The 22,229-nt window shown below is 68.0% G+C and carries 9 protein-coding genes; 5 read left to right on the top strand and 4 right to left on the bottom strand.

Features of this window, described 5'->3' with window-relative positions; genetic code table 11:
* Positions 1–45 precede the first annotated feature (45 nt).
* From LZC95_44135 to LZC95_44120, 4 genes are read left to right on the top strand one after another with little or no spacing between them, the layout of a single operon-like run.
* Positions 46–399, top strand: a complete 354-nt coding sequence (locus LZC95_44135) for a DUF4231 domain-containing protein (protein ID WXA93433.1) — start codon at positions 46–48, stop codon at positions 397–399.
* The gene (locus tag LZC95_44130; GenBank protein ID WXA93432.1) at positions 396–815 is read left to right on the top strand and encodes a hypothetical protein; all 420 of its coding nucleotides are present in this window, start codon (positions 396–398) and stop codon (positions 813–815) included. The genes LZC95_44135 and LZC95_44130 overlap by 4 nt, the downstream gene beginning before the upstream one ends.
* Complete coding sequence (locus LZC95_44125; protein ID WXA93431.1) at positions 805–1,005, top strand: hypothetical protein; 201 nt, start codon at positions 805–807, stop codon at positions 1,003–1,005. Before LZC95_44130 ends, LZC95_44125 begins: the two co-directional genes overlap by 11 nt.
* An 18-nt stretch (positions 1,006–1,023) precedes the next feature.
* Positions 1,024–1,500, top strand: coding sequence for a DUF5990 family protein (locus LZC95_44120; GenBank protein WXA93430.1), 477 nt, complete (start codon positions 1,024–1,026; stop codon positions 1,498–1,500).
* Here LZC95_44120 and fusA read toward each other — a convergent pair.
* From fusA to LZC95_44105, 3 genes are all read right to left on the bottom strand, one after another.
* The gene (fusA, locus tag LZC95_44115) at positions 1,385–3,439 is read right to left on the bottom strand and encodes an elongation factor G (protein ID WXA93429.1); all 2,055 of its coding nucleotides are present in this window, start codon (positions 3,437–3,439) and stop codon (positions 1,385–1,387) included. The genes LZC95_44120 and fusA overlap by 116 nt on opposite strands.
* 291 nt (positions 3,440–3,730) lie before the next feature.
* Positions 3,731–4,768 carry a sigma 54-interacting transcriptional regulator gene (locus LZC95_44110; GenBank protein ID WXA93428.1) on the bottom strand — a complete coding sequence of 346 codons (1,038 nt, stop codon included), beginning with the start codon at positions 4,766–4,768 and terminating at the stop codon, positions 3,731–3,733.
* Positions 4,769–4,919: 151 nt separating this feature from the next.
* Positions 4,920–6,635, bottom strand: a complete 1,716-nt coding sequence (locus LZC95_44105) for a sigma 54-interacting transcriptional regulator (protein WXA93427.1) — start codon at positions 6,633–6,635, stop codon at positions 4,920–4,922.
* Between the two features lie 226 nt (positions 6,636–6,861).
* On the opposite strand from LZC95_44105, the gene LZC95_44100 reads away from it, so the two are divergent.
* Entirely contained in the window at positions 6,862–9,720 is a 2,859-nt protein-coding gene (locus LZC95_44100; GenBank protein WXA93426.1) for a protein kinase, read from the top strand.
* A 314-nt stretch (positions 9,721–10,034) separates the two neighbouring features.
* Here the strand turns inward: LZC95_44100 and LZC95_44095 are convergent, their stop codons facing one another.
* Complete coding sequence (locus LZC95_44095) at positions 10,035–22,136, bottom strand: tetratricopeptide repeat protein (protein WXA93425.1); 12,102 nt, start codon at positions 22,134–22,136, stop codon at positions 10,035–10,037.
* Between the last annotated feature and the right edge of the window lie 93 nt (positions 22,137–22,229).

The following is a 22,229-nucleotide window of genomic DNA, read 5'->3' as shown; positions in this document are numbered from 1 at the left end:
CGTAACGGCTCGGAACTTGATGGTTCCCCTGGCGACGAGGGAACCATGAACAGCTTGGATGAACTTTTGACCCTTGCCGCGCAAGGGAAGTGGATCGTTGTCGGCGCGATTGTCATTGGCGCCATCGTGCGCCTTCTGAAATCGGACACGCCGCTCCCGACGGTTCCGTCGCAGTGGCGCCCGTGGCTTGCGCTGGGGCTGGGGGCCGTGGCCGGCATCCTTCAGGCCGTGGCGGCGGGCACGCCGTGGCAGAAAGCGTTGATCGACGGGCTGGTGTCGGCGTTGACCGCGATCGCGGGGCACGATCTCTTGATCGAATCGCTGCGCGGAGGTCGCGAGATTGGCAGCGACCGGGCGCCGGTGCCCGCACCTCCATCGCTCAGGGAGAACGTGTCGTGAAGCTTGGCTTGATCGTACCCGTGCTCTTTCTTCTCGGGGCGTGCGCGCCTGCCCGCGGTGCAAATGCGCCGGATCGGCAGAACGCGCGCGCCGCGATTCTTACCGTGGCGAAGGCCGTGTCCATCGCGGACGAAGTGTGCGCGACCACCGCGAAGAACCGCAGCAATGCGCAGCTCGCGAAGACCTGCAAGGACGCGTACGACGTCGCCCGCCCCGCGCTTTTGGCGGCCGAATCGGGGGTCGACGCTTGGGAAAATGGCCAGCGCCACGACGTGGCGTGTTCCGCGATCAACGCGGCAAACGCGCTTCGCAACATGGGCGAGGCCTTGAGCGGTGCCGGTGTGGCCTTGCCTGCGGTGCTCACGGATGCCCTTTTGCTTTCACGAGGACTCGGGGAGGTGTGCCATGGCGGATGAGAAGAACGACAACTTGGAGATCGCGCTGGACCTTCTCAAGACCGCGCTGAAGCTGTCCCCGGTGTTGATCGAATGGCTTCAACACCTGCTGGGTGGAATGGACCCGATGAAGCTCCGCGTGAGCGACATCCTGCCCGAGCGCTCCAAGTCGGAAGAGGTCTACGAGGAGCTCACCGGTCAAGGGGGGTAGTGCCTTATACTTTTCGACATGACCGTCCTCCTCACCATCGTGGGCCGGAACCTCCCTGGCCGCGCGTGCGGTCCGCACGAGGGCGTCCGTGTGGCGCTCCAGGTTGGCAAGGAGCACGTCGGTGAGGTGGACGCGGATGCGCCCGAGGCGTCGTGGATCACGCAGATCACGATTGTCGCCTCGGGCGCCGATACCTACTTTCGAGGTCCCGCGGTGCATGGAAAGCGCGGCGAGCGCTTTCTTTACTTGGCGTGGCTCGAACGAACCGCGGCGGGCACCCACGCGATGTTCCGCAGGGCGAAGCTCCAGCTCGACGGCATTCCGCGCGACGTCTTGGACGCGTGCGTGAAGTCCGGCGGACTTCGCGCCGAGCTGGGACTCACGGCGTGCGATGGCCTTCCCGTGTGCGCTTCGGTCCGCCCTCCGCGCATCGCGTGGACGGCGCAACCTCGTACCCATCGGGCCTCATCGACGCCGTCCCGCGACCCTGGGTGAAACCCCGCAGGCGCGTCACGTAGTCGAACGTCTCGGCGAGGGGGAGCCGCGCCGACACGACGACGGCGTTGCGCCCGCGCGGAACGAGGCGTTGAACCAGCCCACGCCGCGCACCGAGGTCGCCGATGACGTCGCCCGCGTGCAACTCGGGCACGGCGATCTCGAGTGCCGCGTACGGCTCGAGCAGAATGGCGCCGCCTTCCGTGCAGGCCTTCTGGAAGGCAAGGGAGCCCGCAAATTCGAAGGCCGCGGCATTCGAATCTTTGACGTGGGTCTCGCCATCGAGCAACGTCACGGCGACGTCGACGACGGGATACCCTGCGACGATGCCGCGCGAGGCCGCGGCCCGGACACCTTTCTCCACGGCGGGCACGTATTCGCGCGGAATGCAGCCGCCCACCGTCTCGTCGGAAAAGGTGATGCCCGATCCGCGTGCCCCCGGCGCCACGGCGAGTGTGACGCCCGCGAATTGACCCGCGCCGCCGTGCTGCTTCGCGTGGCGATAGGCCACACGCGCGGCGTGCGCGATGGTCTCTCGGTAGGCGACCTCGGGCCGGCCCATCGAGACGGCGACGCGATGGTCCTCGCGCAAGCGCGTGACCGTCACGTCCAGATGAAGGCTCCCCATGCCTGCGAGGCGCATTTCCCCCGATTCGGGATCGACCCACGCGAGCAGGGACGGATCTTGGAACAGCATGCGCCCGAGCGCCGTGGGGAGTCGCTCGCGGTCGTCTGCCGTTTTCGGTTCGATGGTGACCTCGACCACCGGCGCCGGCGTGTCGATGCGCTCGAGGACGATGGGCTCGTCCGAGGCGCAGAGCGTCTCGCCGGTTCGCACGTCGCGAAGTCCGGTGACGGCGACGATGTCGCCCGCGAAGGCCGTGCGCACTTCCTCGCGCTGGTCCGCGTGAGGACGGAAGAGTCGGCCCACGCGCTCGCGCGCACCGCTGCGCCCGAGCCGCACGCCGTCTCCCGTCGAAAGTGCGCCCGAGTAGATGCGCACGTACGTCAAGTACCCCGCCCGATCGAACACGGTTTTGAACGCGAGGGCCGCGAACGGTTCGCGTTCGTCGGCGCGCCGTGTGAGCGGCGTGCCATGCAGCGGGTGCGTCCCCGAGACATCCGGCACGTCCACGGGGCTGGGTAAATAATCGACGATGGCATCGAGCAGGGAAGGAATGCCCACGTTCTTCAGAGCGGAGCCGCAGGCCACCGGAAGGACCTTGCGCTTGAGCGCACCTGTGCGAATCGCGCGCGCGAGTGTGCGCGCGTCCGCGTTCCCGCCCTGGCAGAAGAGCGCGAGGACGTCCTCGTCGAAGCTGGCCAAGGTCTCCATCATCGTCGCGCGCGCCGCGTCGAAAACGGTGCGATGCGCTGCAGTCATCTCGGAAACGAGCACCGCACGACCATCGAAGCCGAGCACGACGCCGTGAACGACGTCGAGAAGCTCCGAACCCGAAAGGGGAACGTGAAGGGCGACTGGTTCGATGCCGAGGCGCTCGCGAATGTCGCGAAGGCACATGTCGAAGTCGGCGCCGGGCTTGTCGATCTTGTTCACGAAGGCGAGCGAAGGCACTCCATGCCGCTCGGCCTGGTGAAACACGGTTTCCGATTGGCACTCCACACCGCTGGCCGCATCGAGCACGAACACCGCACCGTCGAGGACACGCAAACTGCGCTCGACCTCGATGGTGAAGTCGACGTGGCCCGGCGTATCCACGATCTGAATGCGATGCGCCTGCCCCGGGCAAAGCCCGGACGAAGGCGTCCAAGCCACGCTGGTGGCCGCGGCATTGATGGTAATTCCGCGCTTTTGTTCAATGGGGTCGAAGTCCAACACGGCCGTGCCCTCGTGGACCTCACCGGTTTTGTGAATGCGGCCCGCGCAATAGAGAATGCGCTCGGCGCAGGTGGTCTTTCCTGCATCGATATGGGCCATGATTCCGATATTTCGTAGTTGGGTAATTGGGATGTCGCGTGGCATGGAGATGCCCTCTGCGCGCGAGCAATGCCGCTCGGCGATGGAAATAGGTTCGAAGACAAAACAGCGAGGCCGGCTCAACGCATTCGCGGAGCCGGCCTCTCGAGCTTGTTCGTCAAAAATGAACCTCGCCCTACGGACCAACTCCGCGTTTGCCAAATTCGAGCAACACCATGGGGCGAATCATAACGATGGGAAACTTGATGGACGCGCGATGCTTTGTCAAGAAGCGATAATGGCCAATCGCTTCTAGAACCCCGACGACGGCGGATCCGCTTCCGTGGAGGCCGTGAAGCGCTTCATCTTGCGCCACAGGGTCGAACGATGGATGCCCAATTCGTCGGCCAGCTTTTGCCGCTGCGTGCTTCCGCTCTCCAGGTGGGCGCGGATCTTTCGCCGCTCGCTCCTCGCCAGGGCCTGACGCAAGGTCGACGTTTCGTGGCTCTCGCCGTCCACCGCTGTCGTGCGAAGCTCCGGCGCCAGCTCGAGCAAGGTGGCCTCGTCGACATTGCCCGGGGGCGCGAGGGACATGACGCGCTCCATCACGTTGCGCAGCTCGCGCACGTTGCCGGGCCACGCGTAGCGGAGCAGGATCTGGTGCGCCGCCTCGGTGAGCAGCACGCGCGAGGCGCGATCGTGCTGCGCGTGAAAGCGGGCGACCAATGCGGCCAGATCGCCCGGGCGCGTGCGCAGGGCCGGCACCTCGACGACGAACGTCGCCAAGCGGAAATAGAGGTCGGCCCGAAAGCGCCCCGCCGCGACTTCCTTGCGCAAATCGCGGTTCGTGGCGGCGACGATGCGCACGTCCACCGTCGTGGGCCGCGCGGCACCGATGGGCCGCACCGTGCCTTCCTCCAGGGCGCGCAGCAACTTCGCTTGCACGAAGAGGTGCAGCTCCCCGATTTCATCGAGGAAGAGCGTGCCGCCGTGCGCCTCGACGAAGGCTCCCGGTGCATTGGAAACGGCGCCGGTGAAGGCGCCGCGCACGTGCCCGAAGAGCGTGCTCTCCGCGAGCCCCTCGTTGAACGCCGCGCAGTTGACCGCGACGAATTTCCCACGGCGCCCGGAGCGGCGATGCACCTCGGTGGCGAGGAGCTCCTTGCCGCAGCCCGTCGGGCCGGTGACGAGAACGCCTTGTCGACGTTCGGCGACTTGTTCGACGACACGAAGCGCGCGAAGCAGCGGAGGGTCAACGGCGACCAGCCCGCTCGATTCGACATCGGAGAGCGATTGTCCAAAGCCAGATTCCAGGCGCTCGTCGAGCGCGGCGGCGGTGGAGGTCTTCATGGTTGGGTCGGGGGATAAAGAGCAATTTGCTCGCCATGCCCTGCCCCTGTCCTGGACGGCGTTACGACCACCTTTCACGCAAGGATGCGTGCGCGGTGCTGCCGAAATTTTGGACGCCGTTATGGCGTTGTCGTCGAATTTGTCGACGGCGCTACTTCGGCTCGTCGCGCATTTTGTTGTACAAAGTCTGCCGGTTGATTCCGAGTATCGCCGCCGCCTTGGTGCGGTTGCCGTTGGTGTGCAGAAGCGCCGCCTGAATCGCCCGCTGCTCCACGTCTTCGAGGCGGCCAGGGAGGCGCACCACATAGGGATCGTCGCTCGTGGGCTGGGACGGGGCATCGTCCTCGACGAGGCCATTCACCGCGAGGGGCAGGTCCGACGGCGCAATCCACGGCCCATCGCCCAGCACGACCGCGTGCTCGATGGCATTGCGCAACTCGCGCACGTTGCCGGGCCAGGGATACCGACGGATGGCGGCGAGCGCCTCCGGCGAGAAGCCATCGATCCGCCGGCCCGTGCTCGGAGCGAAGTCCGCGAGGATCTGTTGCGCGAGCAACACCAGATCATCGCCGCGGGCCCGCAGCGGCGGCACCAGGGCGCTCACCACGGAAATGCGGAAGTAGAGGTCGCTCCGGAAGGTGCCCGCCGCGACCATCGCCTCGAGATCGCGGTTGGTGGCCGCGATGACCCGGGCCTGCAGGGTGAGCGCGCGGTTCGAGCCGAGCCGTTCGAACCGCCGGTCCTCGAGGACGCGCAGAAGCTTGGCTTGGCTCGCCAGCGGCAGCTCGCCAATTTCGTCGAGGAGCACGGTCCCGCGGCCCGCCCCTTCCAGGGCGCCGGGGCGTGAGGCGACGGCGCCGGTGAAGGCTCCGCGCTCGTGGCCGAAAAGCTCGCTCTCGATCAGATTGTCCGGGATGGCGGCGCAATTGATCACCCGCATCGGGTCGTCTTTGCGGGGGCCCGATTCGTGGATCAGCCGCGCGACGAAGGTCTTGCCCACCCCCGTCTCGCCGGTGAGCAGCACCACGGCGTCGGAGACGGCGAGCTTCGGGATGATGCGAACGAGCCGCTCGGCCGCCGGCGACGCGCCCAAAAAGCCGTGCGCACTGCCCACGGCCTGGCGCCGAAAGACTTCCAGCTCGGCCTTTACCGTGTGCAACGTGGAGAGCTGGGCCAGCCGCGAGCCACAGAGTTGAACCGCGACGATGAGCAACCGCCGGAGCAGATCCGTGACCCGATCGGGCGGCAATGTCGTGATGAAGGTCACCCAGCGCGGGGAGGGCCCTTGGGTTGGTACGACGATCTGGGCTTTACCTCCCGGCGTGACGGTCTCCAAAATGGAGACGCTGCCTTCGTCCGAGAGCTCGCCCTCCGGGGCGTCGACGATGGAGACGGATTCGCCGTCAGCGTAGGCCTTCGCCCAGGCGGTGAGGGCGGCATCGAGCGAGGCGGGATCCTCGACCGACGCCAAGGTCTCGTTCAGTGCAAACAGCGCGGCAAAGCCGCGGGCATCGGCGGCCGGGCCGCTGAGGAGGCCGCGCACCACCGTGGACCCGTAGGATGCGGGCGGCGCGACATCGTCGGCGTTGGAATCGCTCTCGAGCACGACCAACACGGTGTTGCCCACGACGATGGAATCGCCGCTCTGCACGATGGCCTCGAGCGTTTCACGCCCCGCATGAACGAGCGGCGCAGCCGTGGGGCACACGTGCACGCGCGTTCCCTGCTCGGTGGCGACGACCTGGAAGTGGTGACGCGACACGGAGCGATCGGCGAGCACCAAGTCGGCATCGCGCGCGCGGCCGACCATTCGAACATGATGGTCCACGAGCATCCGGGCACCGGCATCGGGCCCTTGCGCCACCATGAGATACCTCGTCCGTTGGACCATTCGCAGGACTCGCCGTTAACGCCTGCAGAATAGGCCTTTGCGGTCCGCGGAACCAGTTGCGTCTCAGGCACATCGCGGCTCACCGCTAGAGGTGTAAGCACCGGTGAAATGTGCAAACCGATGGGAGTGCGCGCACGGGACCGGGTTGGCTTGACGGCCAAAGCACCGAACCTGCATCATCGCCGGTTATCGGAAGAATTCAATGTCGCCGTTCTTCTCGTTTTCGGCTTCAGAGCGCGCGTTGGCGCGGCTTGGCGCGATTGTTCAGCAGAAATATCGAATCGATCGGCTGATCGGCGTTGGGGGAATGGGCGCGGTCTATGCGGCCACGCACCGCAATGGTCATCGGGTGGCCATCAAGTTCCTGCACGAGGGGCTATGGGACGACGCCGAGAGCCGGCGGCTCTTTAGCCGCGAGGCCTACGTGGCCAACGAGGTGGGGCACCCCGGTGCCGTTCCCGTGTTGGACGACGACGAGGATGACGACGGCTGCCCTTTCTTGATCATGCCGCTGCTCGAGGGCACGACCCTGCGCACGCGATCGGAACGCGCCCCGGGCAGGAAGCTGTCCGTGGCCGAGGTGGCCGTGGTGATGGCGGACGCGCTCGACGTGCTGGCCTCCGCGCACGCGAAGGGCATCGTGCACCGCGATATCAAACCGGACAATCTGTTCATCACCTACGACGGTGCGGTCCGCGTGCTGGACTTCGGGGTGGCCCGCCGGATCCAGCCCCCGACGGGCGAAAGCGACGCTCCGTTGAGTTCCGCGGGGCGCATGGTGGGCACGCCCGCGTTCATGCCGCCCGAGCAAGTGCTCGGGCAGAGCGCGGCGATTGGCCCGCCGACGGATTGTTGGGCGATCGGGGCGACGATCTTCACGTTGCTCTCGGGCGAGTTGGTGCATGCGACCGACGGCTCGGCGGCTCAACTCGTTGCCGCGGCAACGGGCCCGGCGCGCTTGCTGGCGAAGCTCGCGCCGGATTTGCCCGGGCCTCTCGTGGCGGTGGTCGACAAGGCGCTGTCGTTCGATCCGGCCGATCGATGGCCTGCCGCCCGCGAGATGCGCGAGGCGCTCTTGGCGACGTTTCCCGAGGTGTTCGGCAAGCCGCCTGCTGCCGTGAGTGCGCTCATTCGCGAGCAGCTGGCCGCCGATTTGTCGCCCGACAGCGAGGATTCGCACGGGCGGACCACGCAGCCGGCGGCGAGGCTTCCTTCGCCCGTCGTCGTGAGCAGCGAGACGATGGCGAGTCCCTCGCCCAAAGCGCCGTCGTCGCCTTTGCCGCCGGACGCCCGAGGTACGCGAACCTTGCGCGAGGGCGAAACGCCGCCGCCATCGCCCCCGGTGGAGTCGCCGCGCACGGGGCACATCGCCAGTGTTCGCCGCCGTCGCCGCCGCATCGTGCGCGCGATGCTGGCCGGTCTCGCCCTGCCGGGCATCGTGGCCCTCGTGATGGTCGTCGCCATGGTGGCGGGCCTCTACGAGCCCAAAATGAGCCACCGCCTCGCCGCCCGCCTTCCCGCCGCGCCCTCGTCCAGCGCGCAGTTGACGGCGAGCCAGCAAGAGGCACTGGTTCACCTCAATGCGGGCATCCAAGATTGGCGCGATGCCTCGGAGCAATCGGCCGAGCGCAGCTTTTCGCGCGCGATCGAGCTCGATTCAAGCCTTGCGGCCGCGCATCTGTATCTGGCGATGACCCCCGTCTGGACCGACGCCGAAACGCGGGAGCACCACCACGCCGCTTCGGCCCATCGGAGTGGACTCAGTGCGCGCGATCTCGCGCTGCTCGAGGCTTACGCGCCTGCGATGGCCACGACGCCGGATCTCGAGGACAGCATCCGGCGCCTTTCCGCTGCACGAACGGCATTCCCATCGGATTGGCTGGTGCTTCACGCGCTTGCCGACATGCAGATCAAAAGAGGCCAGCTTCGCGAAGCCATCGATGTTCTGGACGACCTTCTGCGACGCGAACCGTCGCTCGCGATTGCATGGGCCAAGAAAGGGTTTGCGCTCGCCCTGCTCGACGACATGTCGCAAGCCCGCGAGGCCCTGGGCGCGTGCCTTCGTGCCTCGAGCTACGGATCCCTTTGTCTGGAGTACTTGACCCGGCTGGACTCGCATGAAGGCCGATGCCCCGACGTCGAGAAGAATGCGCGCACGCTCATGGCCTTGCCGTCGCCGAGACCGCGTGCCGCTCTCCGGCTTGCGAGTGCCATTTATGGTCGCGGCGGTTCGATGGGCAGCGTGCACGATACGCTGCAGCGGATGACGCAGCTCGCGTCCGAGGCGCGACGTGAAAGTACGCACCAATGGAACGAGGTGCGGTTCAATGTCTTAGCGGGCGACTTTCGCGCGGCCGAGCGCGCGCTCGACGCGTGGGGTGCCGTCACCTCAAGCGCGAAGTACGAGGACGAGCATGGCTATTTCACCGATATGCAATTGGGAATGGCCATGGAGCTCGGTGACAAAGACCTCGCGTCGCGCGTTGCCGCGGACTTCCTGGCAAAGCGCGACGCGTGGTTGCGATCGAGCTATTTCGATTGGGAGATCACTGCGCTTCGAGCCCAATACCGTGCCGGCGGTATCTCGCGTGAAGCCTTCGACAGGGCTCGGCAGGCGTGGCTTGCGCGCGAGATCCAGCGGCCGCTGGTTGCCTCGAAGAATCTCGGTTGGATACGGGCTTATGCGCAGGCGGTGGCGACCCCGCAAGACGCTGCCGATGCGTTGCGCGCGTTGTCGGACTACATGCCGATGGCGGATGCGCTCACGCGCGATGTCGAGACGGATGATGCCATCGGGCTCGTGTATCTGCTGACCGGCAATGTCGAGAAGGCATTGCCGTACTTGCGAGGTGCAGCATCATCGTGCCAGGCGGTTCAATTCCCCTTTGCGCATACCCGGGCTCATTTGCATTTGGGCATGGCCTTGGAGCGCATCGGCGACCGCGCGGGCGCCTGCAAGGCTTACAACGTGGTGTTGGCCCGTTGGGGTCAGGAGCCGCGCAGCACCTCGGCAAAGGCGTCGCGTTCTCGCTTCTCGGCGCTGGACTGCACGGGGCACTGACACTTCATCGGGCCCGGCGGATCGCCTTCGTCTTTGGCCTTGCCGCAGTTCTGGCAAATGACTTCTTTGACCAGTACCCGCCGAACCTTCGTGGTCTCCTCGGCTGCCGGCTCGTTCGCCTGGCTTTTCTCATTTCGTTTCTTTGCTGCTTGGCCGTCCATGATTCGTCTCCTCTGCCTCGCCCATGAGCAAGTTGGGCGCCATGCGCGATGCACGCGAAAATGGCGAGGCGCGGGCGCTCTCTCGGTGCGTGCGTCCATTTATTCGGCGCTGGACGTGTCCAGGTTGTCGAAAAACTGGACGCGAGGATCGGATTAACGAGAGAGCGCGTTCAGCAGAGCGCGAGCGTCGTCCAACGTAGGGTCGTCGTCCACGGCGCGCTTCAAGAGGAGGAGCGCTTTCTTCGTGTCGCCTTGGACGTGGGCAATTTCGCCGAGGCGCTGGTAGGCGACCGCGCGCGGAATCGGAGCGGGGCTTCGCAGCATCGTGATCGTGCGCAGTGCCTTCGTGGCCACGTCGTATTGGCGAAGCTCGAGCGCAGAGCGCGCCAACTCGGACGCAACGAGTCCATTCTGGCCGTCCATGTCCAACGCGCTCGACAGCCACTGCATCTCCGCCGGCCGATCACCCACGGTGCGGGCAATGCGTGCCAGGCGCTGATGCAGCAGCGCTAGATCGCGGGAGCGGCGACCCTTTTGCGAGGCCAAGGTCACGTGCACCACTTCGGTGGCATCCTCGTGCCGCCCAAGGGCGAGCAGCGCATCCGCCAGCAGCGCCGCGCACTCGATGTCGTTCGGCCGAAGGGCGCGCGCTTCTTCCAGCGCAGCCAGCGCCGTGCGCTCATCCAGGCTGTTCTCCAAGAGAACCGCCGCGCCCCGCACCAGGTTCGCGAAGCGCGCATCGTCGTCGAACGCCGTGCGCGCCTCCGAGAGGCTCATTTCCGCAAGCTCGCGGTTCGCACCCGTGCGCGCATAAAGCTCGCGCAGGCGCTCACGCAGCTCCACGTTCGTCGGATCGTTGCGCAACGCGCGCTCCAGGCCCGGGCGCGCGAAGCCCGGCTCGCCCGCTTGTTCGCTGGCATGGGCAAGCTTCATCGCCAGATCCGAAAGATCCGCCGACTCGTCCACCATGGCCAGACGCCCGTACGCCGCCGCTGCCGTGTCCCAATGCTCGAGCGACTCCTCGATGTCGGCCAGCGCGCGGAGCGCCTCGCGATGGTTCGGATCGCGGGTCAAGATGTCGCCGAGGTGCACGCGCGCAGCCTCGACCTGCCCGGCCTTCGCCAGCAGATTCACCAGCCGCAAGAGAACGGCGCCCTCCTTGGCCGTATCGCCGGCCTGCACCGCATCTTCTCGCAGCCGCGTGAGTTGCGCGGTGAGAGGTTCCACGTAGCGCTGCGGATCCAGCGAAAAGGCGCGCTCCAAGTCGTAGAGTGCCCCGCCTTGATCGCCGAGGGCCGCACGAAGCCGCGCACGCGTCGCCAACAGGGGCGCCCGTCGCGGATCGTGATCCGGGAGCGATGCCGCCGTGCTCGTGATTTCCGCGGCCGCCGCCTGGAGCTTGCCGGACTCGGTCAACGCGGTCACGAACTCGTCGAACAGCTCCAGATCGTCCGGCAGCGCGGCGCGGGCGTCTTTCAACAGCTCCGCCGCGCGCGCTGGGTCGCTCAGCTCACCGCGATAGATCGCCGCCGCCTGCCGCAGAAGGGCAGCGCGCTTCGCGGGATCGGTTTGCGCCATGGCATCGAGCACCTGCACTTCGGCGAGCTTCGGCAGATCGTTGCGTTCGCGGTACAGGGCCAGGAGCCGATCGCGCAAAGCCGTGCTCTCGGGGCACGCTTTGAAACCGAGCGCAATGGCGCGCTCTCCGCCGTCGGGATCCCACAGTTCCTCGCGCAGGGAGACCAGCTCCAGCGCGAGTTTCTCGGCCTCGCGGCCCGACGTCAGCGGCAGCAGGCGCTCGAGCAGCTCCGCCCGATCCGCCGGCTCGCCCCGCACCGCCAAGAGCCGCGCGAGAGCGCGCAGAACGGGCTCGCTCTTCGGGTCCCAATCGAGCGCCGCGTAATAGATGCTGATCGCGTTGTCGGGATCGTTGTTCTCGACGAGCCCACCGAGCCGCGCAGACAGGCTGGCCACTAGCGGGGAGTCCCCGTGGTCCTTGGCGGCGTCGATGAGCTGATTCAAAAGCTCCGTGAGCTCCTGCTCGCGATTTCCCGTCTCGAGAATGGACAGGAGCAGCGCGCCCGCCTCCTCGTGGCCGGGCTGTTCGTCGAGGATGTTCCGCAGTTCGGTCACGCCTTCGTCCTCGGCCCGCCGCTCGAGCAGAATCCGAGCGCGCTCCAGGCGCGTGGCGATGCGGGCCTCTGGCTCGTCGATGTAGTCGACGACCAGCCCGAGCAGGCGGGCCAGCTTTTCGCCGTCGCCCATCTTGCGGTAAAGGCCGAGCAGCGCGGTCCACACCTCGCGGTCCGATGGCCTCTCCTCGAAAAGCCGCTCGTACACTTTGGAGGCGAGGTACGCGTCGCCCAGTTTATCCCCGGCGACACGGGCCACGAACAGGCGCATCTTGCGCGCTTCGTCCGCCTCTGCGAAATCGGCTGCCTCGAGGCGAAGCTTGAGGCCATCACGCAGCTCGTTGCGCGCCTCGGAGCACTCGGCCAGAAGAATGAGCGCCCACGTTGCGTGCGCGCTCTCCGCCGGATCGTTGCGCACGATGGCCACGTAGCGCTCGAGCAGCTCCTCGAAGAGGGCCTTTTCGCCCAAGGTCCGCGCCAGCGAAATCGCCTCGCGCAGCACCGAAGATGGGGTCTCCGGGCGCGCGCTGCGCCGGGAAAGCGCGTCCAGCAAAAGGCGCTCCTGCCCGGGACGGCGTCCCGTTTGCTCGTACAAATCGAGCAACTTCGCGCGATCGGGGTGCGAATCGATGGCCTTTTGCAGCACCGATAGCGCGTGCACGCTCTGGGGATCCAGTTCGAGCGCGCGCGCCAAAAGCTCGGTGGCCGGCTCCACGCCGCCCGGCATCGAGAGGCGCAGCGCCGCGAGCCGTGAGATGGCGTCGGCGTGCTTGACCGGATCGGACCGCGTGGCCTGCTCCTCCAGATCGACGAGCCGTGAGAGCACGCGTTCCTGCCCCTCGCGCCGGCCGACGCGTCCGTAAAGCCGCTCCAGCGCGCGAAGCACGTCGCCCGAGTTGCTCTCCAGCCGCTCCGCGTCCTCGAAGATCGAAAGCGCGCGCGCATCGTCTTCGAGCTCGTGCTCCACCACGCTCCCGAGCCGCAGGTACAGCGATCCCGCCAGCGCGCGGTTGCGTTCCTCGGCCGCCTTGGCCAACCGCTCGAGGGTGTCCGCGTAGCGCGGGACGGCGCGCGTTCGCTTGGCCAGATCCAGCATCGCGTCGTGCACACTCGGCGACGAGGGGGCAGCTTCGAGGGCGCGCAGGCCCACCGCGAACGCGTCATCCTCGCGGCCAAGCTTGTTGCCGAGAACGTCCGCGAGCTCGAACAGCACGGCCGCGCCGCGCTCGGGATCGTCGGTCTCGCGACCCATTTTCATTTCCAGCGCCTTGGCCAGCGCCTTCCACGATTCGCGCGCGCGCAGCGCACGCTCGAGGCGCGCAGCCTCCACCGGGTGCGACGTCGCCGCTTCGAGCGCCGACTCGAGGATCTCCTCGGCGCGGTCGGCTTGCCCTTGTCGCGTGGCAATTTCGCTCAGCTCGAGGAGCACCTCGGTTCGCACGATGGGCGTGCTCTCGTCGGGCGTGTCCTGCCTTCGCACCACCGCGAGCAGCGCGCGGTACGAGCGCTCCGCACGTTCCAGCTGCCCATCGTCGCGTGCGAGCTCGGCCAGCGCGCGCAGAATGTCGGCATTCGCTGGGTCGATGCGCGTGGCCGCTTCGAGCTCGGCCATCGCTTGCGTGCGATCGCCGGCCAAGAGATCCAATCGGGCCAGGTGATGATGGATCGGCGCCCGCTCTTTCGGCCGCCGTCCACCGAAGGCCTCGATGGCCTGACGCAACAGCGCGCGCCCCTCTTGAATGCGCCCGGCCGCGCCCAAGGTGTCCGCCAGGAGCAGGCGGATCGCGCGGTTTTCCGGATCGAGCTCCGCGGCCTGCTCCAAGAGCGGCACCGCCTCGGCGGGCATGTTGCACTTGTGCCAATACAGGTCCGCGGCCTCGCGCAGGCGCAGAAGCTTCACGTCGTTCGAGGTGGCGTGGGCTGCACCGGTCGCTAGCAGCGCGGCCAGCGGCGCGTACTCGCGCGTGCGATGGTAGATCGCCCCGAGGTGCGCGCGCAGGCGCTCTTCCTCGGGCTGCGCGGCGACGGCTTCCTCGAGCCGCTGGCGTGCTTGCTCTTCGCGGCCCGCGGCCACCAAGGCATCGGCCAGGCGCAAGGTCACGCTGGCGCGCTCGGCCGGCGGCGTGATGTCGCGCAAGAGGAGCAGGTACTGCGCGGCCTCGGCGAAGTCTTGCCGGCGCATCGAAAGGCGCGCCAAGGCATCGTACGATGCGGCGCTCGGCTCGATCGCCACGACGCGCGCGTGGTACGTGATGGCCGCGTTCGTGTCGTCCAGTTTTTCCTCGGCCACCGACGCCGCGCGTGCCCAGAAGAGCGACGCCGCCGCCGTGTCGCTGGCCGCTTCGGCCAGTGCAGCCTGGTCGGCGAGCAGCGTCGTGAGATCCGCGTGCCGCTCCGCCTTGACGTAGACCTCGACGAGTTCGCGCACCGTTTCGTCGTGCCGCGGTTCGTCTTTGAGGTTCCCCTCCAGCGTCTCGATGGCATTGCCCGAGAGACCGAGATGCACCTGCAGCCGCGCCACCTCGAGGCGCAGCGCCGGGTTGGGGGCCAGCGCCAATTGCTTCTCGCGCAACTCGAGCAGCTCCTCGTGCCGTCCGAGCTGCTGAAAGAGCTCGCCCAGCGCCGTGGTGGCGCGCAAATCGGTGGGATCTTCCTTGAAGAGCGCGCGGTAAAGCTCGATGGCCCGCGCGCGATCGCCCAGCTTGTCCACGGCGATGCTCGCGGCTTGGTGCCGCATCGTGCGCCGGTTGTCGCTGTCGAAGGGGAGGTCCGAGGCGAGGACCAGCAGGTCCACCGTCTTTTCGGCGTCGCCTTCCTCCTCGTAGATGCGCGACAGCGCCGAGATGGTCCAGCGCACGAACTGCTCCGGATCGGCCATCGTCCCCGAGGTGACGTCGCGCGGAGGCTCGCGCCCGAACCATCGCTCCGTGGCGAGCTTCATCAGCCGCTCCAGGATCGACTTGGCCAGGGCCCGATCCGCGATGGACTCCGAGGCAATCTCGGAGGCCTCGCGCAGAAGCTCCAAATCGCCGCCGGTCGCCTCCGACAGGCGCAAAAGGCTCTCGACCAGCGGCCGCCCCTTGGCCCGGCGCTGAAGCTGCGCCAGGGCGGCGAGGAGCTCCGGGTTGAGCGGATCGTGCGTCAGCGCACGCGCGAACGCGAGCTCCGCGGCCTCGGGATCGCCGCGGCGATCGCGGTGCCACGTGGCCACCCGCGCCTCGAGATCGCGCGCCAGATGGGCGACCAGGCCGGGGTGCTCCGCGATGGTGCGGGTCAGGGCCTCGGTGGCCGCGTCCCACGCGGCGGGCGTCGTGGCCACCGACTCCAACGTGGTCCAAAGCGAAGCGTCGAGGGAGTGCGTCGCAATGGCGTGCAAAATCGCAGCCTTTGCAGCCTCGTCCCAGCGCATGTGCGGCCCGGCGACGCGCAGCACGGCCCGCACGGCATCGGTGTCGTGCGGCGTCGTGGTCACCGCGTGCGCGTACGCGGCCAGCGCGCCCTCGGGGTCGTCGAGCCGGCGCTCGAGCGCTTCGCCGAGGTGCTGATGCAGGCGGCTCACCAGGGTCGTGTCGCGCTCAGTCTCGAGGGACTCGAGGTTCTCGAGCACGCGCTTGTGCGTCTCGACGAAGGCCTTCCACCCGCTGGTCTCCTCGGCCAGGCGGAAAAGGTCCGTCTCCAGGTCCAGGTCGTGCGGCGCGAGCAAAAAGGCGCGCCCGATGTAGCGGTACGCCGCCACGCGATCGGCGAGACGTTGCTCGGCGAGCCATGCGGCTTCTTTGAAAATGCGCCCGCGCTCGTCATCGGCCCGATCACCTGACAGCGCCGCCTTGAGCCGATGCTCGGTCAGATCGAGCGCCGACTGCCACTCGCCCGAGGTGGTGTGCGCCACGTAGAGCACACGCACCGCCTCGGGCTCGTCGATCAGCTCGTACAAGCCGTCCAGCGCACCGGGCTCGCGCGGCGAGGCTTCCAGTGCGGCGCGGTAGTTCTCGATGGCACCCGCATGGTCGCCCTGCCGCTCGCGCAGCACGTCGCCGAGCTGGCGCAGAAACGTCGCGCGCACCTCGGGATCCTGCGCCCGCTTCGCCGACTCCTCGAGCAACGTCGCGAGCTCGAGCCAGCGGCCCACACCGTGGAGCAACCCGGCCAGCGCGCGTGTTCCCTCGTCGGACGGGCCGAAGTCTTCCTGGATCCCGTGCCACGTGGCGATGGCGGCATCCGGCTCGTCGAGCTCCTGCCGATAGATGCGCGCCAGGGTGACGCGATCCTTGCGCTTTTGCTCCTTCGACGGCGTGATGCGCGCGCGCTGCGTGAGGGCCTCGATGAGCGGCCGCCAACGCTTGCCGCGTTCGAGCAGCGCGATGAGCCCATCGAGGGCCTCGGCATCGGCTTTGTCGTCCGCGAGGCGCGTCTCGTATGCGCGGATCGCGCGATCGTCCTCGCCCAGCTCCGCGGCCAACTCCGCCGCCGTGCCCAGCGCCACGCGCCGTGCGCGCGCGTCGGTCTCGAGCTCGCTCATGCGCTCGAGGACCATGAGCCGATCCTGCGGCCGCGAGGCGACGAGCAACAGCGGATCCAGTCGCCGCGTCGCCGCCAAAAGCGCCTCCTTTCCGGCCTTGGGCGCGCCGAGCACGCGCAGGTACAACTCGATGGCGCGCGCACCGTCTCCGAGGCGGTCCTCGTGCATCGTGGCGGCGCGCATGAGCAGATCGATGCGCAGCGCTTCGTCGAGCGAAGGCTGGTCGGCGGCGTGGGCGAGCACCTCCGCGGCGCGATCGAATTGGTCGACCTTTTCCGCCAGCGCCGTCAGACGATCACGGTGCGCGGCCACCTGCGGTTCGAGCATCACCAGCGCCACGTAGTGCTCGAGCGCCTTGGCGTCCTGCCCGAGCCGGCCATACAGCTCTGCGATCTCCTTGTGTCCGGTCACGCGCGCCTTGGCGTCGTCGACCGCCTCGAGCTCCACTTCGAGCACGCGCGCGAGATCCACGTCGCGCCCCGTCTCCAGGTAATGCTCCTTGAGCAACGCGGCGGCGTGCTGGCGCGTGCGGTTGCCTTCGGGTGCCGGCGTAGCCGCCTGCAAAATGCGCTCGAGCAACTCCACCAGCTTGATACGTACCTGCGCGTGCGCATCGCCCACGCCGGGAAGTGATGCCGGGCCGCTCGTCTCGGACGAGAGAAGGCCCTCGACCACCGCGAGCGCACCGGGCACGTCGTTCAAATGGTCCAGCATCATGCCGGCGATGCGGATGCGCGCGGCGCGCGCGTCCAGGATGCCCATGCCGTCCAGCTGCGACGACAAGAGCGCGATGAGCTCACGGTGCTTTCCGTGGCGCTCGTAGAGCCGCTCCAGCGACGCCGTGATGCGCGCGTTTTTCGGCTTCAGCGCGAGCAGCTTCTCCAGATAGAGAATCGCGCGATCGGAGTGGTTCGCGAAGTCCTTGGCGATCTGCGCCGCATCCTCGAGGAGCTCGACCCGGCGATCCTTCTCCGACACCGCGGCGATGGCCCGATCGTAGAGCGCGAAGAGATCGTCCCACTGCTCGCGCGAGTCGAAGAGCAGCTTGAGGCGATCGAAGGCCCACGCGGCCATCGGATCGATGGTGAGCACGCGCTCGAGCAGGGCGATGACCCGCGACGGATCGTCGAACCACTCTTCGTGGAAGGCCACCGCGCGCTGGCCGATCTCCAGCGCACCCTCCGGCGAGAGCACGCCGCCGAGCACGCGGTAGTACAGATCCGCCAGGCTCCCGGGGTTCTGCAGATCGCGCGCGAGATCTTCCGCGCGGTCCCAGAACGCCGGCTCGAGTGGAAACTCTTCGGCGGCGCGGAGCGTCGTCAGGAGCGCCGCATCTTTCCGATTCTGCACCTCGTGCGAGGCAATGAGCCGCTCGAACCACGCACGCCGTGTGGCCACGCCCGCGACCTCCGGCGGGCCTTCCAGCAGCGTGTTCACGATGCTTGCGCGCACGTCGCCGTCCTCCACGCGCTGGCTCGCCCTTTCCAGCAACGCGGCGGCCTGTTGACCTACTTTGGGTAAGCGCAGGAGCCGGCCGGCCAGCCCGAGCGCATCGGCATCGTCCGGTGCTTCGTCGAGCAGAGCCGTCACGCAGCGTACCGCGTCCTCGAGCTGCTCACCGCGCTCGATCAGAATCGTCGCAATCTCGATGTCGATGGCCCTTCGCGCGGCGCCGTCGCTGCGTTCGCGCTGCGCAAACAAAGCCGAAACGGCACCACCCACGTCACCGGTCGCCAAAGTCAACCTCGCTACCGCGGCCGAAGCCTCGGTGTTCTCCGGATCGAGCGCGAGCACCTCGCGGTGCACGTTGAGGGCCGTCTCCACGTCGGAGAACAGCGTCTCCTCGGCCCGTGCCCAGGTGAGCAGATGCCCGATCTTCTCTTCCCGCTGCGCATGGTTCGCTCTCCAGGCCAGCAGCCAGCGGCGGTCGGCGTTGCGCGCCGCACTCGCATCGCTGGCTTCGAGGAGCTTCGTGAAACCGCTCACCGCCGCGCGGTGCGTGGCCCCCATGTCGGCATCCTCGGTCTCCAGCAGCGCGCGGTACGTGGATGCGGCCTCGTCCTGACGAATGGGATCCTTCGAGAGCACGCGCGCCTTGGACATCATGAACTCGCCGCGCAGCGACCGCGCCTCCACTTCATCCAAGGCGGAGTCGACGGCGCGCACGAAGCCAGCAATCTCGCCGGAGTGCACGGCCAGTCGCTCGAACAGCGAGAGGCTCTCCACGTTGCGCGGATCGAGCGCGAACGCCCGCGCCACGGCATCGGCTGCGCCGGAGGGATCGCTGAGCTTCTCCGCGAGGACGCGCGCCAAGCGCAGAAGCACCGAGCAGCGCACCTCGGTGGTCTTCGCCGTCTCGACCATGACCGCGTACAGCTCGGGCAGGCCGCTCCACTGCTCCTGCTGTTCGAGCAGCACCGCCATGCGCTCGGTGGCTTCGGTATCGCGGGGCGCGACTTTGCGTATCAGCTCGTAGAAGCGCTGAGATTCCACCAGCTCGTTCGAGTCACCGGCCAGGCGCGCGGCGCGCTTCCAGGCGTCGATGGCCGCCTCGAGATCGCCTTGCCCCAGCCGCGCCGCGCCCAATTTTCCGAGCGCCTCGAAGGCGTCGCGTGGGTCTCCGGCTTGTGCGGCACGCCGCTCCAAGGTCGCCGCCGACAGGTTCATGTCGCCGATGGCCTGCGCCACGCGCTCGATGGCATCGAGCTCCTCGTCGGCCAGCTCCGGGTCCTCGAGCAGCACCCGCGCGTGTTGGCCCGCGCGCTCCGGCTGCCCGTGCGCCGCCGCCGTTTCTGCGAGCTGCGCGCGCACGCGCATCGCATCGCGGTCCCCTTCGAGCTGCGCCACGCGCATGTCGAGCAGGTCGATCAAGTCGCCCCACGACTCCACGTCTTCGTAGAGCTCGCAGAGAGCCGCGTACGCGTCGCGGTCCTCCGCCTCGATGTCCAGCGCGCTGCGGTAAGCCTGAATGGCCGCCTGGGGATCTTTGAGCTCGTGCCGGGCCAGGGCGCCGATGCCATGCAATAGACGCCGCTGCTGCGAAGCATCGCGCTCACGCTCGAGCGCGGCGCGGTAGAGCACGAGGCGCTCGTGCGGGTTGCCCGCATCTCGCAACAAGCCGTCGACCCGCCGCACGATCTCCGTGGCCGACGGATCGTACTCCAGCGCGCGCCGGAGCAGCGCGAGGGCACCTTGCACGTCCCCGATTTCCGCCAGGGCATCGCCCGCGTGCCGCGCCAAGAGCAGCATCGAGTGCGAGTCGATGGGCCGATCGCCCACGGCCTTGCCGAAGATCGTCGCGCGCCGTTTGGCCTCGCCGTCGCCTGCGAGGGAAAGCACGCGCTCCACCCACGACTCGATGGGGTAGCCGCTCTCCACGGCCTCCGTCAATCCGCGCCCCGCATAGTCGATGGCATGCGCCCGGTGCGTGGTGGAGAGCTCGGCGGCGTTCGCCGCTTCGTCGAGTGCGCTGAGTCGCTCCTCGGCGTGTGCGCTAAAGGCTGCCCGCACCTCGAGCACGCGCAGAAGCCCCGCGACGGATTCCTCCGCCCGGTACAGAGGCTCCAGCGCCGCCGCCGCGGCCACGCGGTAGTCGCCTGCCGCCAGCAGCTTTTCCAGCGCGGCGCGTGCCGTCTTTTCCCCTGCGTCGGAGGTCAGTGCGCGCCGGAATGCATCGATGGCACCCGGTACGTCGCGCAAGCGCGAAAGTCGCACCACGCCTGCCTTGGCCAGCGTGGCCCCGCGATCGCTCTCCGGCACGAGGGCCGCATCGGCCTCCAGCGCCTGCGCGAGCTCGGCCCAATCGCCGATTTCCTCCAGCAGCGGGATGAACGTCGCGTACACGTCGCGCGAGGGCCCGAACCGCTCGATGAGTCTCCGCCACGCCGCAATCGCCCGCGTGTGCGCTTCCGTGCCCTGCGAGCCCGAGGCCGGCGGCGTGGACGCGGCCACCGCGGTCAGCGCCTCGGCCGCGCGCATCAGCAGCGAACGCGCCTCGCGCGGCGGCGCGTACACCGCGCGCTCGCCCATCACGAACGCGAGATCCGTCACCTCGCCCGCATCGAGGTAAAGCCGCTCCAGCGCCTCCAGCGCCCGCTCGCGCGCGGGGCTGTTCGTCGTCTCGATCTCCAGGAGCCGCCGCCACGCGCCAATCGCCCGCGATGGATCCGCGAGCCGGCCCATGGCCAACTCCGCCAGCTTCTCGATCGGCCCGCGCGCCTTCTCGGGATCCGTCTCCAGCGCGATGCGCTTCTCGAGGGCCGCCGCGAGCTCCGGCAGGTCGCCATCGGCCTCGTAAATCTCGGCCAAAGCGCGCGCGCTGTGCAGGGCGGCGTCTTCCGGGACGCCGGGCGTCGCGAGCACGCTCGCGTACACCGCGCGCGCCCGCCGCCGATCGCCGCCAAGCGCGAACAGGTGCCCGATGTCCGTCGTGATGCGTGCACGGACGGGCGCGTCCTTTGCCGTCACCGCCACCTTGCCCAGCGTCTTTGCCGCATCGAGCTGTCGCCCCAGTGCGGCGGCCAAGGTCACGTACCGCTCGCGCAGCGATCCGTCGGCCGGATCCAAGGTCAGCGCTTGCTCGATGACGTCGAACGCACCCACCGCGTCGTTCAGTCGATCCTGCAGCAGAGCCCCCAAGCGCCGCAGCACCGAGAGGCGCCGGCTTCCGCGCGTGTGCTCCAGCTCCAGGGTCAAATAGTGCGCCACCTCGCGCGGCGTGCCGTGTTGCTCGTGCGCATCGGCCAACGCCGCCGCCGCGCGTGCCGCCACCCCGCGGATCTCCAGTAGCCGCTCGGCCACGCTGCGCGCCGTGTCGTTCGCCGGATCGATGACCAGCAGCGCCTCCACGTGGGGCGTCGACTTCTCCACCTCCTGAAGCTCGAAGGCGAACAGCTCGATGAGCCGCGCACGCATGCGACGCGCCCCGTCGGGTGTCGGTGCCGGCTCCACATTGAGCCCTTGCTCGAGAAGGCGCACCTCCTCCCGCGAACGCCCCAGCGCTGCGTAATACTCGACCAACTTGATGCGCGACGTTTCGTCCGCCGGATCCAGCCGCAAGACCTGCTGCAGCAGATCGACGATGCGCTCCGGTGCGCCCTTGGTGAGCTCCATCATCTGCACCGCGCGCCGCAGAAGCTGCGCCTGATCGACCCGCCCGCGGTGCTGCGCCGTCTCGGTGTAGAGCGAGGCCAGGCCCTGGTAGTCGCGGCGGGCGATCAATTTCGATTCCAGCCGCTCGAAGGCGCCCAGGTGCGCAGGGTAGGCGCTTAGGGCCTTTTGCAGGTACGACATCGCACCCAATTCGTCACCGAATGCGGTGAAGAAATTGGCTGCATTGTACATGAATTCCGCGTTGGCCGCGGCGGGAAGGCCTTTGACGCGCCGGTCCTGGCCGAATGCCTCGTAGGCGAAGGCCAACTCGGACATGCGGTTGTCGCGCTGGGCCGCCTCGTGCAATTTGGCCCACAACTCGGGCTGAAACGCATTTTTCGCGAGGCCGAAGACGAGTGCTTCGAGCACCTCTCCCTCGCTCTCGAGCTTCGAGTCGAGGGAGGCTATCGCGGGGGGAGGGATGGATCCACGCTGACGAGGCGATTCAGGCATGAGAAGTGCTGGTGGAGCGCCGGCGTCTCGCCGGTAGAAACGAGGCGGGTTGCGCTAACGGAGCGCCGGCGTCTTGCCGGCCAGGAACGCAAC

It is taken from the genome of Sorangiineae bacterium MSr12523 (assembly GCA_037157775.1).
In the GTDB taxonomy this organism is placed as follows: Bacteria; Myxococcota_A; Polyangia; order Polyangiales; family Polyangiaceae; genus Pendulispora; species Pendulispora brunnea.
Note: the sequence above shows the minus strand (reverse complement) of the source record. Positions and strands in the feature narration are given on the sequence as shown.